This is a genomic window from Paenibacillus prosopidis (assembly GCF_003337375.1).
GTDB classification, from domain to species: Bacteria; Bacillota; Bacilli; order Paenibacillales; family Paenibacillaceae; genus Pristimantibacillus; species Pristimantibacillus prosopidis.
Genome location: NZ_QPJD01000006.1, coordinates 82,758 through 95,910 on the forward strand (window position 1 = coordinate 82,758; position 13,153 = coordinate 95,910).

Here is a 13,153-nt window from a genome sequence, read left to right on the forward strand (position 1 = left end):
TTTACTTTTAAAAGGCATCAGTCACTGGGGATTTACGAGAACAGCTTCAGTCCCTTTGTCCGAAAGCCTAACGTGTCTGTGACGTTGTCATAGATTGTACCGCCAAGACCATGATTACTAAACCAAGGATCGCCGTTGACCTGATTTTAAATGCTCATCGCAAAGGAAATGAAATATCTATGGAGGCATATGTTTCGGCTATATTGCTTTGACTTTTGACTAATTAAACGTGGTGAACCTACCACTCTGCCAATTGCCCCGACTCCCGGCGCCGCCGGCTCATGAAGATCAAGGACAATGCAATTACCGTGAGGATAATCCCAAGCATTTGAAATCCCCTGAAGCTGAACGTGCCTCCCATTACGATGCCTGTCAACAATGAAGAGAGAATGGTTCCCAGGTATCTTGATGTATTAAATAGTCCGGATGCTACTCCGATTATTTCTTTTGGGGAGCTTTCGAATAATGCCGCCTGCATCCCGACATTGTTCAACCCGTTGCTAATACCGAAGGCAGCTAAAGCCAAACACACACTGATAACCGGTGTGTTTTGATTCAATGTCACGATCCACACTGACCCGAATGTCATCAGGATTGCGGACACGAGCAATCCTGGCCGAGGTCCTGATTTATCGATCCATCGTCCTGCCATTGGAGAAGTTACAAGTGAGCACAAGCCTAAGCTTAGCATGAGAATCCCTGTTTCGAATTCACTGACATGACGTACCATTTGCAAGTAGGACGGAATCCCGAAAAAGAGTGAGTAAAAAAGTACATTAACGAGCATGAATTCGACATTGACCCAAGTCATCGCAGGATATTTGGCGAATGTGCGCAAAGGAATAAAGGGTGACGCCGCTTTTAACTCATGACGTACGAAAGCCGCAAGCAGAACGAGACCTATCAGCCCGACAATGAGATTTGTTAATGAGACATGCCCAGTAGATTTTGCTGACAGTAATCCAACAAGCAGGGCGACCAGACCCACTGTGAAGAGCAGGATCCCTGGCGCATCAATCAAACCAAACCATCTGCGAAAGGACATGTTGCGTGCAACGGCAGTTGACGGTTCTTCCTTAGGAATAGTCCTCCAAGCTAATAGAAAGCTCGCCGCCACGAACGGAATATTGACGAAAAAGATAGCAGGCCAATGCCACCAGTGAATCAAGACCCCGCCAATAAAGGGTCCAATTGCTGCCGCTCCTGACAGGAAGATGGACATAACTGACAGGGCAGTCGCTTGTTTCTCCGTAATATGAATTCGCACAATGGCCATTCCAACCGCAACCATCATGCTTGTTCCGATGGATTGCACAATGCGGAACACGATGAGCCACCCAAAGTTTGGTGATAGTGGAGCTAATAATGATGCAACAAAAGATACAACAAGCCCGGCAAGAAATATCTTCCTACGGCCGAATAAATCGCTAGCCTTTCCCATGACAGGTTGAGCGATAGCACTCGCAATGTAGAAAGAAAAAATAATCCAGGAAACAACTGTAAAGTCGAGTTGGAACACATTTTGCAAACCTGGAATAGCAACAGCAATCATCGAAGAATTTAATGGGTTCAATAGCACCCCCAGCCCAACGGAAATCAACAACCACCTGTTTCGAACATTCATTTTTGGTCCCCCCAAAGTGTATTGTTGTCATCGTACTTGAATTCGATAATTTACTCCAACGCATTTTATGTTATGATTTCATTGATTTGAGGGAATGAACGGAGGGTGCGAAATGGAACTTCTTCAACTGCAATATTTTCTCGAAGTAGCTCGATTGGAACACGTGACTGAAGCTGCACGAAGTCTGCACGTTACTCAATCCTCACTAAGCAAAACGATTCAGCGCTTGGAGGAGGATCTGGGGGTCCCTCTATTCGATCGAACAGGGAGGAAGCTGCGATTGAATGAGTTCGGAAGCCGATTCCTTCGCCGTGCCGAAAGGGCTTTGTTTGAATTGGAACAGGGGAAGCAGGAGATTAGCGATTTGTCCAGCCCGGAACATGGCACACTCGAATTGGCGGTGACGACCGCAAGCACGTTACCCAATATCCTTAGAGAGTTTCGGAAAAAGCGGCCCTATATCCAATTTCATGTGCAAATGCTGACCACGCAGGAAATGGTTACTCGTCTTCATAGAGGAGAGGTCGATTTTTGCTTGTCCTCACCTCCTATAGAAGAGGATGACATTGAATGTCAAATCGTGTTCCTCGACCCAATCCTAGTAGCTGTACCAAAGGGGCATCGGCTGGCAGACCGAAGCTGCGTATCGTTGACAGAATTAAGGGATGAATGGTTTGTCGGTGTAAAAAGAGGCTACGGTACCCGCGATTTAGTGGACTCTTTATGCAAATCGGTTGGATTTGTACCTAAATATGTGTATGAGGGAGATGAACCTGCACGGCTAATCACTCTTGTGGAAGGCGAAATTGGCATTGCTTTCATACCAAGCACGGCAAGGGATTCACGGGAGCATATCAGTTATCTCCAAGTAGCGGATCACGAATTGGTACGGGAGATCGCTTTATTATGGCACAGAAGCCGGTACATTTCGCGGGCTGCTCTGGAATTCCGTGAGGTCGTTGTAGAATATTTTGGGGCGTTATCCAAATAGACGATTTAATCAATACAGTCATAGAATGGGGAAATCAATATGTTGAAAGATGTAGGCAGAAGTCATTATCGTGTGGGTATAAATCTATGAGTATACCAATTTTAGCCACTAAACTGTATATCCCGCAGCCGCGTACTAAAGCTGTCCTCCGACCAAGCCTGATCGGGCGGCTGAACGAGGGTCTTGACCGTAAACTGACTCTCATTTCTGCCTCTGCCGGCTTTGGAAAGACTACGCTGGTCAGCGAATGGGTCGCCGTTTGTGAACGACCTGTCTCATGGCTGTCGCTGGACGAGGGAGATAACGATCCTGCACGCTTCCTAACCTACCTAATCACTGCTGTGCAGACGATTGCAGATGGAATTGGAGAAGGCGCGCTTGGTGCGCTCAAATCCTCACAGCCCCCGCCAACCGAATCGATTCTGACGATCCTTGTGAATGAAATCTCAACAATCCCATACAAATTCGTCCTCGTCCTTGATGACTACCATGTTATTGATGCCAAACAGATCGACGATGCACTCATCTTCCTGCTCGAGAATCTCCCGCAACAAATGCATCTGATCATTGCCACCCGAGAGAATCCGCAATTCCCCCTGGCCAGACTACGCGTACGGGACCAATTGACCGAGTTGCGTGCCACCGACCTGCGATTTACTCCCGGCGAAGCGGCAGCGTTCCTTAATCAGGTGATGGGCCTGGTTCTCTCGGCAGACGAAATTACTGCGCTGGAGACCCGTACCGAAGGCTGGATTGCCGGGCTCCAGCTAGCGGCTCTCTCGATGCAGGGGTGCGAGGACATTCCTGCGTTCATTCGTGCATTCGCAGGAGACAATCGGTACATTGTGGATTATCTGGCCGAAGAGGTCCTGCAGCGTCAGCCCGAACATGTCCGGAGCTTCTTGCTTCAGACCGCCATTCTCGATCGGTTGCATGGCCCGCTGTGCGATGCCGTCACCGGCCAAGAGGATGGTAACGCGCGGTTGGATGCCCTGGAGCGAGGCAACTTCTTTGTCGTTCCATTGGATGACAGGCGTCAGTGGTATCGCTATCATCACCTTTTTGCCGAGGTTCTCTCTACACATTTGAGGGAGGATCAGCCCGATCAGGTAGCAACGCTGCATCGGCGCGCGAGCACTTGGTACGAGCAGCATGGCTCGGCGGCAGATGCGATCCGCCACGCGCTGGCCTCCGAGGATTTCGCGCGGGCGGCGGACCTGATCGAAATGGCATGTCCAGCCATGCGCAGCAGTAGACAGGAGGCTGCGGTGCTCGGCTGGCTGAAGGCGCTCCCCGATGAGCTGTTCCGCTGCAGGCCTGTGCTCAGCGCGGGTTATGCCTGGGCGTTACTGGCTTCCGGCGAGTTTGAAGCCGCTATGGACCGACTGCGAGATGCAGAACGGTGGCTAGGGACGACAGAAGACATGAGTGAGCGAACGGAAACCCCAGTGGTTGAGATGATCGTCATGGACGAAGAGGAATTTCGCCGTCTCCCGGGTGCGATCTCCTTGTACCGTGCCGCATATGCCCAAGCGCTGGGTGATGTATCCGCCACCATGAAATACGCCCGGCAGGTGCTCGACCTCGTACCTGAGGGCGACCATCTCCTGCGAGGATCGGCAGCTGCACTCCTGGGACTCGCATCCTGGACGAGCGGGGATCTCGAGGCAGCGCACCGGTCATTTACCGATGGCATGGCTATTGTACAGTTGGCAGGGGGCATCTCTGACGCAATCGGGGGCGCCATCGCTCCAGCTGATATACGGATTGCGCAAGGTCGGCTCCGCCAGGCGATGCGTACCTATGAGCGGGGATTACAGCTTGCGACAGAGCAGGGCGAGCCCGCCCTGCGGGGAACGGCAGATATGTACGTGGGAATGAGTCAGCTCTACCGTGAGCATGACGATCTGCACGTCGCTACGCAGCACCTGCTGAGAAGCAAGGAGCAGGGCGAGCACACCGGGTTCCCGCAAAACCGGTATCGCTGGCACGTCGCAATGGCTCGAATACGGGAGGCCCAAGGAGATCTGGACGGTGCGCTTGACATGCTCCACGAGGCAGAGCACCTGTATGTAAGTGACTTTTTCCCAAATATTCGTCCTGTAGCCGCGTTGAGGACACGGGTTTGGGTCGCGCAGGGCAGGTTGGATGAAGCCCTCGACTGGGCACGGGAGCATGGCCTATCCGCCGGGGACGACCTTTGCTACCTGCGCGAATTCGAACACATCACCCTAGCCAGGGTCCTCCTGCTCCGGTATAAGAGCGACCGTGCAGACCGCTCTATGCTAGAGGTTATGGGACTCCTGGAGCGCCTCCTTCAAGCAGCGGAAGAAGGCGAGAGGACGGGAAGCGTGATCGAAATCCTGGTCGTGCAGGCACTTGCTCACCATATGCAAGGCGACATCCCGGCAGCGCTTACTCCGCTGAAACGCGCCCTGGCCCTGGCTGAACCAGAGGGCTACGTCCGCATTTTTGTGGACGAAGGCCGACCCATGGCGGCCTTGCTGGAAGCGGCTGTGAAGCAGGGGATCGCTATGAACTATGTCCGTCGCCTCCTGACAGCCTTCGGCAAGGTTGAGGGCAGAACGCTTGCCAAACAAGTTATGAGCGAGCCGCTAAGCGAACGAGAACGTGACGTGCTTCGGCTGCTCAGAACCGACTTGAGCGGCCCGGACATTGCCCGCCAACTTATGGTGTCCCTGAACACCTTGCGAACCCACACCAAGAACATTTACGACAAACTTGAGGTGAACAACCGCCGGGCAGCAGTCCGGCGGGCTGAGGAACTCGATTTGTTCTAGCGAGCCCCCAAACATCCACCGCCAAATATTAACCCCGGCCCTGGCAGTTTTGACAAACCATGTGCCGGGGTTTTTTCTCATTCCCGACACAGCCTCCCGATTGACAAATCACCACATCCATCACCACATGTGGTGATGCCGTCTCACCACATGAATGTGTATCTTCTAATCAAGAAAGGAACGACGAAGTGAAGATACATCCAGTGAAGGAACAGGAAGGAGGCCCAGAATGAGTCAAATAAATGTATCAACGGAGGACCATCACGAGCCTGGACTGTATGAAATTCGCATCAAGGGACACCTTGATGCCCGGTGGGTCGACCGGTTTGAGGGTCTAAGCTTCACCCACGAAAGCGACGGAACAACCATCCTCTCTGGACCGGTGGCCGATCAGGCCGCATTACATGGCTTGCTGAGGGGAGTGCGTGATCTCGGCCTGCCGTTGGTCTCGGTCATTCAGGTTCATCCCAAACAGGCGAGTGGGCTAGATCTCAACACCGACACAAATCACAATTGTTCGAGAAAGGAGAGAAACACATGAATTCCAATCGTAAGACCGCAGTTATTAAAGGAAACAACCAGGAGAGCAAAATGAAGATAACAACCTCGAGCCTCATCCGTTGGGCAGGTCTAGCAGCTATGGTGGCAGGGATATTTTACGTGGTTGTTGGGATGTTCCATCAGCCTAACAATCTTTCGTCAGTCACCACCACCCAATGGGCAATCGTCCACGCCTTGGCCACCGTCATGTGCTTCTTCTTCCTGCTCGGCATTACGGGGCTCTATGCCAGGCAAGTGGAAGAGGCTGGATGGCTTGGTCTGGCCGGCTTTCTACTATATAGCTTCAACTGGGTGCTCACAGCGCTCTTTACCTTCGCCGAAGTCTTTATCTTGCCGCTGTTGGCGACCGAGGCGCCGACGCTTGCGGAGGGATTCTTAGGGATCTTCACCAACTCCGCCGGCGAGACGAACTTCGGAGCCCTCGCAAATCTATGGACGCTAACAGGGACCCTGTATATCCTCGGCGGTCTGCTGTTTGGCATCGCGACATTCCGTGCCGGCATCCTGCCTCGCTGGGCGGCCGGTCTGCTTGCCTTCGGGTCCGTGCTGGCCCCCGTGGCTGCGCTGCTTCCGCCCGAGCACGAGCCGAAAGTTGCGGTACCGGTGGGGGTAGCTTTAGCCTGGCTGGGCTATGCGCTCTGGTCGGAACGGCGCGAGAAAGCCTCGGAACCCGACACGTCCATCCGTCCAAGGAGCTGAACATGAAAGCGAATGTCTCCAATGAAGGCCGAGCCCCCGATGTGCCTCAGCTCAACAAGGCAGGGAAACCGACGTCTCAGAAACCCAAAGCGCCAGCAAACGCAGGTTCGGCAAAGCGGCTCGTGACCGCAATGCTCCTGCTGAGCGCCATCCCGCTCGCCTTCGGCGTTGTCCGCCTCATCCAGCTGGCCGGCGGCGCAGAGATCACGCCAGCCAACGCACGGTTCTTTGCGTCACCTCTGCCGGTGGTGCTGCATATCGTGAGCGCCGGAGTGTATGCCATCCTGGGCGCGTTCCAGTTCGCACCTGGTTTCCGGCAGCGCCGGCCCGTCTGGCACCGCGCGGCCGGACGGCTCCTGGTCGCATGCGGGCTGCTGGTTGGGCTTTCAGGTCTGTGGATGACCCTGTTCTATCCCAGCCCGGATGGCGACGGTGAGCTGCTTTATGCATTGCGGCTCCTGTTTGGGTCGGCCATGGTCGTGTCCATCGTCCGCGGCTTTACCGCGATCCGGCGCGGGAGCGTGATGAGGCACCGCGCGTGGATGATGCGCGGCTACGCGATCGGTCTTGGCGCGGGCACGCAGGTGCTGACCCTGTTGGCCGGGGAATTGATCATCGGCCCGCCGAGTGAGCTCAGCAGAGCGCTACTGATGGGCTCGGCCTGGGTGATCAATCTCGCCGTGGCCGAATGGGCCATCCGTAAGCGGCCGGCCCCTCACAAACAGTAAACAGGCTCACTAATGAGAGGTAATGTTGATTCAACTCGTTTGTTTTTCCCCTTTCAGTGAAGTGTTTAGGCCTTGTTCGGGTTTGATTGCCCAGGTTCCGCCAATTAAGAAAGCTCCGCTGATAAAGAAGACGGAAAACAATCCAAGCGAAGCGCCGACTACCCCGAAAAAAAGCGGCGCAAGCAGCTGAGAAACTCTGTTAATGGACAAACGCAGCCCCAATACCTCACCAGTTCTAGATTTTGGTGATGCGTTATATGTCGTAGCCATCGAAAGCGGCTGTCCTGAGCCTAGACCAATACCCATCAGTGAAGCCCATAGCCCGATCAAGTAAAAATTATGTGTAAACGGTACGAGCACAAATGAAGCGCCAGCTAGTAAAACCGACCAAACTAATACATTGTCACGGCCAAATTGATCGGTAAGCTTAGTTAAAAACAGCCGGACAGCGACCATCATAAAGCCTTGGAGCGATAGTATCCAGCCGATAGTGGTTGCGGTCATGCCAAGGCCTTGGCCGTATAATGGAAAATAAGCGACAAAAATATCCCTTGAATATAATGCAAGCGCACTGGCTATAAGCGCTTTTCGCAGTATTGGCATCTTTAGCATCTCTACGGATGCCATCAAACCGATGGCGCTGGCTGTCTTTTTTCTTGGCTCATGCGGAAGAAAGACTGAGAACAAGATAGAGAAGATGCTAACAACTAGGGAGAGTAGAAATACCGTTGGATAAGATATATATTCTGCCAAATAACCGCCAGTCACAGGTCCAATTACAGCAGCGATGGATACGAAAGTTGCAAACATACTGAAATAATGATCTCTTTTTTCCGGTGAGGCTGAATTACCCAATACATTCTGAAGTGAAATAACGATGAAAATGTGAGCGACTCCAACAATTACCTGTGATACAAACAAAGACCACATAGATGGAATTAGGCCGGGAAGCGCCATTCCCAGAGCAACGCCGACATGACCGATCATGACTGGAAGGCGGTCCCCGATCCGGTCGGCGATCTTACCGGCTCTTATCGCAATAAACAGAGGAAGGAAGGCATATGCAGCAGCCAATAGCCCGACTTCAAATGTGCTTGCGCCAAGTCCGGTAGCTTGAAGAGGAATGATAGGCCGCGTCATATTCAGTATAAATTGAAAGCAGAATACGATAATGATGACAGTACGGAGAAGCATGTAATCACATCCGAATATGAATATTAAGGACAAAAGAGGAGAGTGGGTTTAGTACGGTTAGTATACATTAGTCACTGAAAGGTGGGGAAATAGAGAAGGGTGATTGCTCTCCATCAATAAATTTTATGGCTCTGTAAACAGACATCAAAAGAAAAGACAGAACGTATATGAAACTACGCCTGCCTCTGATTGATTATTAAATCGACAAATGCTTTTACGTTGCGCTTCTCCAAAGTTTGCTCGTGATAGAACATCCAGGTATTGCGTGTAAGGGGCTCTCCTTTGTTATCCGTAATTTCAATCTTATTGATATCCTCGAGATCATCTACAAACATTGAGGGCATAATGGCGTACCCCAATCCATTTAGCACCATTTCCCGGCATGTGTCCCCGCGATCCACCTTCATCGCAGTTAATGGAGGTTTGATGTAATTTTCTGACCACCATCTATCGATTAGTGATTTATACAAAAAGTCGGTATGATAATCGATTCTAGGTATATTAGGCAGATCTTCGAGCGTAATCCTCTCTGTTGAAATCACGATTATTTTTTCTTCATAAAGGAGATGTTTGTTACCCGGCCAACTGTAGTCTCCTCTTACAAAGCCGATATGAACATTGTGGTTATAAACCAAATTAAAAATATCTTTGCTAAATCCGGTTTCAACTTGATAGTCGACCTGCGGATATTGTTGTTTATATTGCTTCAATAATCCGGGAAGCTTGTACTTGCCGAAAAAAATGGAAACCCCCAAACGTAAGGTTCCCGCTACTTCCTCGCTCATATTCAAAACATCATCTTTGATCGAACGAATAGTTGCGACCATCTCACGTGCACGTTGTGCCAAAAACTCGCCTTGCGGCGTAAAGGAAACCCCTTTAACTCCACGGTTCACGATTTTTACGTTAAATTCTGCTTCAATCTGCATGATCCGTTTTGTTAAAGCAGGCTGGGTCAAGAACAAAATTTGTGCGGTTTTAGTAATGTTTTTTTGATTATAGAGAACATCTAATATTTCCCAATCCCGATGGTCCATCATCGACCTCCTGTAATTCCGCTCTTTCTAGTTACAATTTCTCTCTAACAATGACCCCAATTGTACTGCTAAATCCTGATGTGGAATAGGCTTTTCATTTGTGAACCATTTTACTACCCCTACATAAGCCGATGCAACAAACCTAACGATAACCTCTTTATTGAATCCGTGGTTTATCCTTTGGTTATATCCACCGAGAAGAAATTCAAGGAAACATCGGAGGTCACCAGAGTTCTAAAGATAATAAACAAATATCAAAGATTCGTTCACTAATTAACAAATTGCGCTCATCTAACAATTGCATGATATCTGTACCTGTTTATAATGATAGACAAAAGTTTAATAATGCATCAAGAATTATTAATGAATTGACCTTATAAGAGTGTTGCGCACTTGATTGTTAAATTGGCAACCAACCCAGAATTGGAGGTTCGCCGCAGCTTAGGGGTGAATAAACCCGAATAACACTTGACTTGGAGTTAACTCCAAGTGCGATAATATCGGATATAAGGGAGGGGAAACCGCATGAGAATGACAGAAGTAAGTACAAAATTCGAAATTTCACAGGATACACTCCGCTATTATGAACGGATTGGACTGATCCCACCTGTTAACCGCAATAAAAGCGGGATCAGGGATTATACAGAAGAAGACTTGAGGTGGGTCGAATTTATTAAATGTATGCGAAATGCCGGCCTTCCAATTGAAGTGTTGATTGAGTATGTGGGGCTGTTTCAAAAAGGTGATGAAACTCTTGAGGCGCGGAAAGAGCTCTTAATTGAGCAGCGTACCCAGCTCCTAATAAGAATGGAAGACATGAAGAAAGTGTTTGAACGTTTGGATTACAAAATTGAAAGATATGAACAGACCATACGTAAAAAAGAGAAATCACTAACAAGATCTGAGAATTAAATCTCGCGTTCCGGCAAGAAGCTTATATCGTAAGACTTGATCTGCTCCTGAACTGAATCTTTTACCCGGGGAGGGATGAAACCTGGAACGCCTTTGGACGAAGTCGTTTATTCTAATGACCGTAGGGATGCTTTTCTTATTTACCGGATTTTATCATCTCAGTCGAGAAGACTCCCTCTTCAACATAATAAGGGGGAGATGAATCGATTTCTTTTTGGTTAATAAATACGAACATATGTGCTATAATTTGGATGAGGTGGTGATCCCAATACTCGTCCATAAAGCCTACAAATTTCGTATCTATCCGAACAAAGAACAAGCAACACTCATGAACAAAACGATAGGTTGCACGCGTTTCGTGTTTAATTTTTTCTTGGCCAAGCAGCTAGAAAAGGATGCCTATTGGCACATTGTCGAAGAAATGAAGCAAAGCGGTCAATTGCCTTCGAACGAATGGAAAGGCGAGTTTTTTAACAAATATGAAGCCATCAAAGGCGTCCGGGAGTTAAAGCATCATTATCCTTTTCTCAAAGAAGCGGATAGCATCGCCTTACAAAAATCGCTTGAAAATCTAAATGATTCGTATACCCGCTACTATAAGAAGCAGAATGACAAACCACGATTCAAAAGCAAAAAGAATGCTGTACAATCGTATACGACCAAACAAACGAATGGCAATATTACGGTGTCGGGCAACCATATCAAGCTGCCGAAGCTCGGTTTGGTTCGTTTTTCAAAAAGTCGTGAGGTCGAGGGAAGAATACTAAATGCTACGATTCGCCTCAATCCAAGCGGTAAATACTTCGTTTCACTTTTGGCAGAAACCGAAGTGCAGGCGTTGCCTAGAACCCATTCCGCATGCGGAATTGATGTTGGGTTAAAGGATTTTGCTGTAGTTAGTGACGGAACCGTCTATCCGAATCCGAAGTGGTTCAGGCGATTAGAACATAAGCTAGCAAACGCACAGCGAATACTTGCCAGACGAACAAAAGGTTCTTCGAATTGGCATAAGCAGCGGATTCGGATTGCCCGTATTCATGAGCGTATTGCGAACTCACGGAACGATTACTTGCATAAAATCTCTACCGAGATCGTCAAAAACCACGACATCATCGGGATCGAGGATTTAGCGATAAAAAACCTTTTGAAAAACGCAAACCTTGCCAAAGTGATTAGTGAAGGTTCATGGTCGCAATTTCGTACGTTACTTGCGTACAAAGCAAGCTGGTATGGCAAACAGGTGATTGCCGTAGCGCGCAACTTTGCCAGCAGCCAAATATGCTCCTGCTGTGGAACGAAGAACAAAGACGTGAAGAATCTCGCCTTGCGTGAATGGGAATGCCCAATCTGCGGCAGTCATCACCATCGCGATCTGAACGCAAGCATTAATCTGAGAAACGAAGCCATCAGGCTTCTAACCGTAGGGACTACGGGGATAGCCTAATCCACGATTTGCCCGCTAGGGTGAAGTTCTTAGGAATCCCCTTCTTCAAAAATCAATTGATTTTAAGAAGGGGTAGTTCAATTGCTGCTTCCGACCCTGCCGCTGTTCATCAAACAAGTGGGCGGCAATGAAGCGCAGGTCGGTCTGGCGGTGGGCGCGTTTATGCTGTCTGCCGTTATTTTTCGCCCGATCGTCGGCGGGCTGCTGGACCGATTCGGCAGGCGTCCGTTTATCGTGTGGGGGCTGCTTCTCTTCACCGTGTCTATGTATATGTATGATTGGGTTGGCGGAATTCTTGTTTTGATGGGGCTCAGAATATTGCACTGGATGAGCTGGGCCGTTTCTACAACCGCCGTTTTCACGGCGGTTACGGATATCATACCGTCCGCCCGCCGCGGAGAAGGCATGGGATGGTTTGGTACGGCTATGACCTTGGCTATGGCGGTCGGCCCGATGTTAGCCATCTGGGTTACCCAGAACTTATCGTATCACGCTCTGTTTCTAATCGCCGCAGGGCTCTCTGCCGCAGCGATGCTCTTGACGATGGGTGCAAAAATGCCTTTCCGGCCGTAAGCGAATGCACGGAGAATCGAATTATTCGAAAAATCGGTTTTACCCGTCACAGCATCGGTTTTTTTTCTGACTGTCGCTTATGGCGGCATTACCGCCTTTGTCCCGCTGTTCGCTGACTCGATCAAGGTCAATTCCGGCGCGTTCTTTCTGGCTTATGCCGTAACGCTTGTTCTGAGCCGTCCCATTTCGGGAAAACTTTCGGATCGGTACGGCGAGACGTTTGTTATTGTACCGGGCCTTGTGATTACGATTTTGGCTTTGATTGCCTTAAGCTTCTCAACCGGATTGTTCGGCGTACTGGTTTCGGCGGTTCTGTACGGTATCGGCTTCGGTTCCGCGCAGCCGGCACTTCAAGCGGCGACGATACGTCTTGCCCGTCCGGACCGTAAAGGGGTTGCCAATGCTTCATTATTGACGGCTACCGATCTCGGCATCGGGCTTGGTGCGATCATGCTGGGCGGGGTCTCCCTGTACATGGGCTATCAGGCTTTGTTCACGGTCAGTGCCGTGTCGGTCACGTTTTCCTTATTGATGTTCACTTTCTTTGTGAAACGTTTGTTGAAAGAGAATCGTCTAAGTCCAATATAGT

Annotated in this window: 10 protein-coding genes and 2 pseudogenes; 9 read left to right on the forward strand and 3 right to left on the reverse strand. The window is 49.8% G+C overall.

Annotated features, from left to right (window positions below; genetic code table 11):
• Positions 1-238: 238 nt before the first annotated feature.
• Positions 239-1,624, reverse strand: coding sequence for an MFS transporter (locus tag DFP97_RS10790; RefSeq protein ID WP_114380009.1), 1,386 nt, complete (start codon positions 1,622-1,624; stop codon positions 239-241).
• A gap of 112 nt (positions 1,625-1,736) precedes the next feature.
• Between DFP97_RS10790 and DFP97_RS10795 the strand changes: the two genes are divergently transcribed.
• From DFP97_RS10795 to DFP97_RS10815, 5 genes are all read left to right on the forward strand, one after another.
• Complete coding sequence (locus tag DFP97_RS10795; RefSeq protein WP_114380010.1) at positions 1,737-2,615, forward strand: LysR family transcriptional regulator; 879 nt, start codon at positions 1,737-1,739, stop codon at positions 2,613-2,615.
• 86 nt (positions 2,616-2,701) lie between these two features.
• Positions 2,702-5,416, forward strand: a complete 2,715-nt coding sequence (locus tag DFP97_RS10800; protein WP_114380011.1) for a winged helix-turn-helix domain-containing protein — start codon at positions 2,702-2,704, stop codon at positions 5,414-5,416.
• A 229-nt stretch (positions 5,417-5,645) separates the two neighbouring features.
• Positions 5,646-5,957: a hypothetical protein gene (locus DFP97_RS10805; protein WP_220271149.1), complete on the forward strand. Its 312-nt coding sequence runs from the start codon at positions 5,646-5,648 to the stop codon at positions 5,955-5,957.
• Positions 5,954-6,676, forward strand: a complete 723-nt coding sequence (locus DFP97_RS10810) for a hypothetical protein (protein WP_220271150.1) — start codon at positions 5,954-5,956, stop codon at positions 6,674-6,676. Before DFP97_RS10805 ends, DFP97_RS10810 begins: the two co-directional genes overlap by 4 nt.
• Positions 6,677-6,678: 2 nt before the next feature.
• A complete protein-coding gene (locus DFP97_RS10815; RefSeq protein WP_114380012.1) occupies positions 6,679-7,404 on the forward strand; it encodes a DUF2306 domain-containing protein in 726 nt (241 codons plus the stop codon).
• A 30-nt stretch (positions 7,405-7,434) separates the two neighbouring features.
• Here DFP97_RS10815 and DFP97_RS10820 read toward each other — a convergent pair whose 3' ends face one another.
• Both DFP97_RS10820 and DFP97_RS10825 read right to left on the reverse strand, forming a co-directional pair.
• Positions 7,435-8,598: an MFS transporter gene (locus DFP97_RS10820; protein WP_114380013.1), complete on the reverse strand. Its 1,164-nt coding sequence runs from the start codon at positions 8,596-8,598 to the stop codon at positions 7,435-7,437.
• A gap of 173 nt (positions 8,599-8,771) precedes the next feature.
• On the reverse strand, positions 8,772-9,635 hold the full coding sequence (locus DFP97_RS10825; protein WP_114380014.1) for a LysR family transcriptional regulator: 864 nt from the start codon (positions 9,633-9,635) through the stop codon (positions 8,772-8,774).
• A gap of 525 nt (positions 9,636-10,160) precedes the next feature.
• On the opposite strand from DFP97_RS10825, the gene DFP97_RS10840 reads away from it, so the two are divergent.
• The 4 genes and pseudogenes from DFP97_RS10840 to DFP97_RS10855 form a co-directional block, all read left to right on the forward strand.
• Positions 10,161-10,547 carry a MerR family transcriptional regulator gene (locus DFP97_RS10840; protein WP_114380015.1) on the forward strand — a complete coding sequence of 129 codons (387 nt, stop codon included), beginning with the start codon at positions 10,161-10,163 and terminating at the stop codon, positions 10,545-10,547.
• Between the two features lie 82 nt (positions 10,548-10,629).
• Positions 10,630-10,707 (forward strand): annotated as a pseudogene (locus DFP97_RS10845) (MFS transporter); the annotation flags it as partial.
• 108 nt (positions 10,708-10,815) lie between these two features.
• Complete coding sequence (gene tnpB, locus DFP97_RS10850) at positions 10,816-11,991, forward strand: IS200/IS605 family element RNA-guided endonuclease TnpB (protein WP_114380197.1); 1,176 nt, start codon at positions 10,816-10,818, stop codon at positions 11,989-11,991.
• 81 nt (positions 11,992-12,072) lie between these two features.
• Positions 12,073-13,152: pseudogene (locus DFP97_RS10855) on the forward strand (MFS transporter); the annotation flags it as partial.
• Between the last annotated feature and the right edge of the window lies 1 nt (position 13,153).

Bases quoted from the DNA above. Each gene is read 5' to 3' on its own strand.
- DFP97_RS10790 (WP_114380009.1), bottom strand. From the start codon at position 1,624: ATGAATGTTCGAAACAGGTGGTTGTTGATTTCCGTTGGGCTGGGGGTG.
- DFP97_RS10805 (WP_220271149.1), top strand. From the start codon at position 5,646: ATGAGTCAAATAAATGTATCAACGGAGGACCATCACGAGCCTGGACTG.
- DFP97_RS10815 (WP_114380012.1), top strand. From the start codon at position 6,679: ATGAAAGCGAATGTCTCCAATGAAGGCCGAGCCCCCGATGTGCCTCAG.
- DFP97_RS10840 (WP_114380015.1), top strand. From the start codon at position 10,161: ATGAGAATGACAGAAGTAAGTACAAAATTCGAAATTTCACAGGATACA.
- DFP97_RS10825 (WP_114380014.1), bottom strand. From the start codon at position 9,635: ATGGACCATCGGGATTGGGAAATATTAGATGTTCTCTATAATCAAAAA.
- DFP97_RS10795 (WP_114380010.1), top strand. From the start codon at position 1,737: ATGGAACTTCTTCAACTGCAATATTTTCTCGAAGTAGCTCGATTGGAA.
- DFP97_RS10820 (WP_114380013.1), bottom strand. From the start codon at position 8,598: ATGCTTCTCCGTACTGTCATCATTATCGTATTCTGCTTTCAATTTATA.
- DFP97_RS10810 (WP_220271150.1), top strand. From the start codon at position 5,954: ATGAATTCCAATCGTAAGACCGCAGTTATTAAAGGAAACAACCAGGAG.
- DFP97_RS10800 (WP_114380011.1), top strand. From the start codon at position 2,702: ATGAGTATACCAATTTTAGCCACTAAACTGTATATCCCGCAGCCGCGT.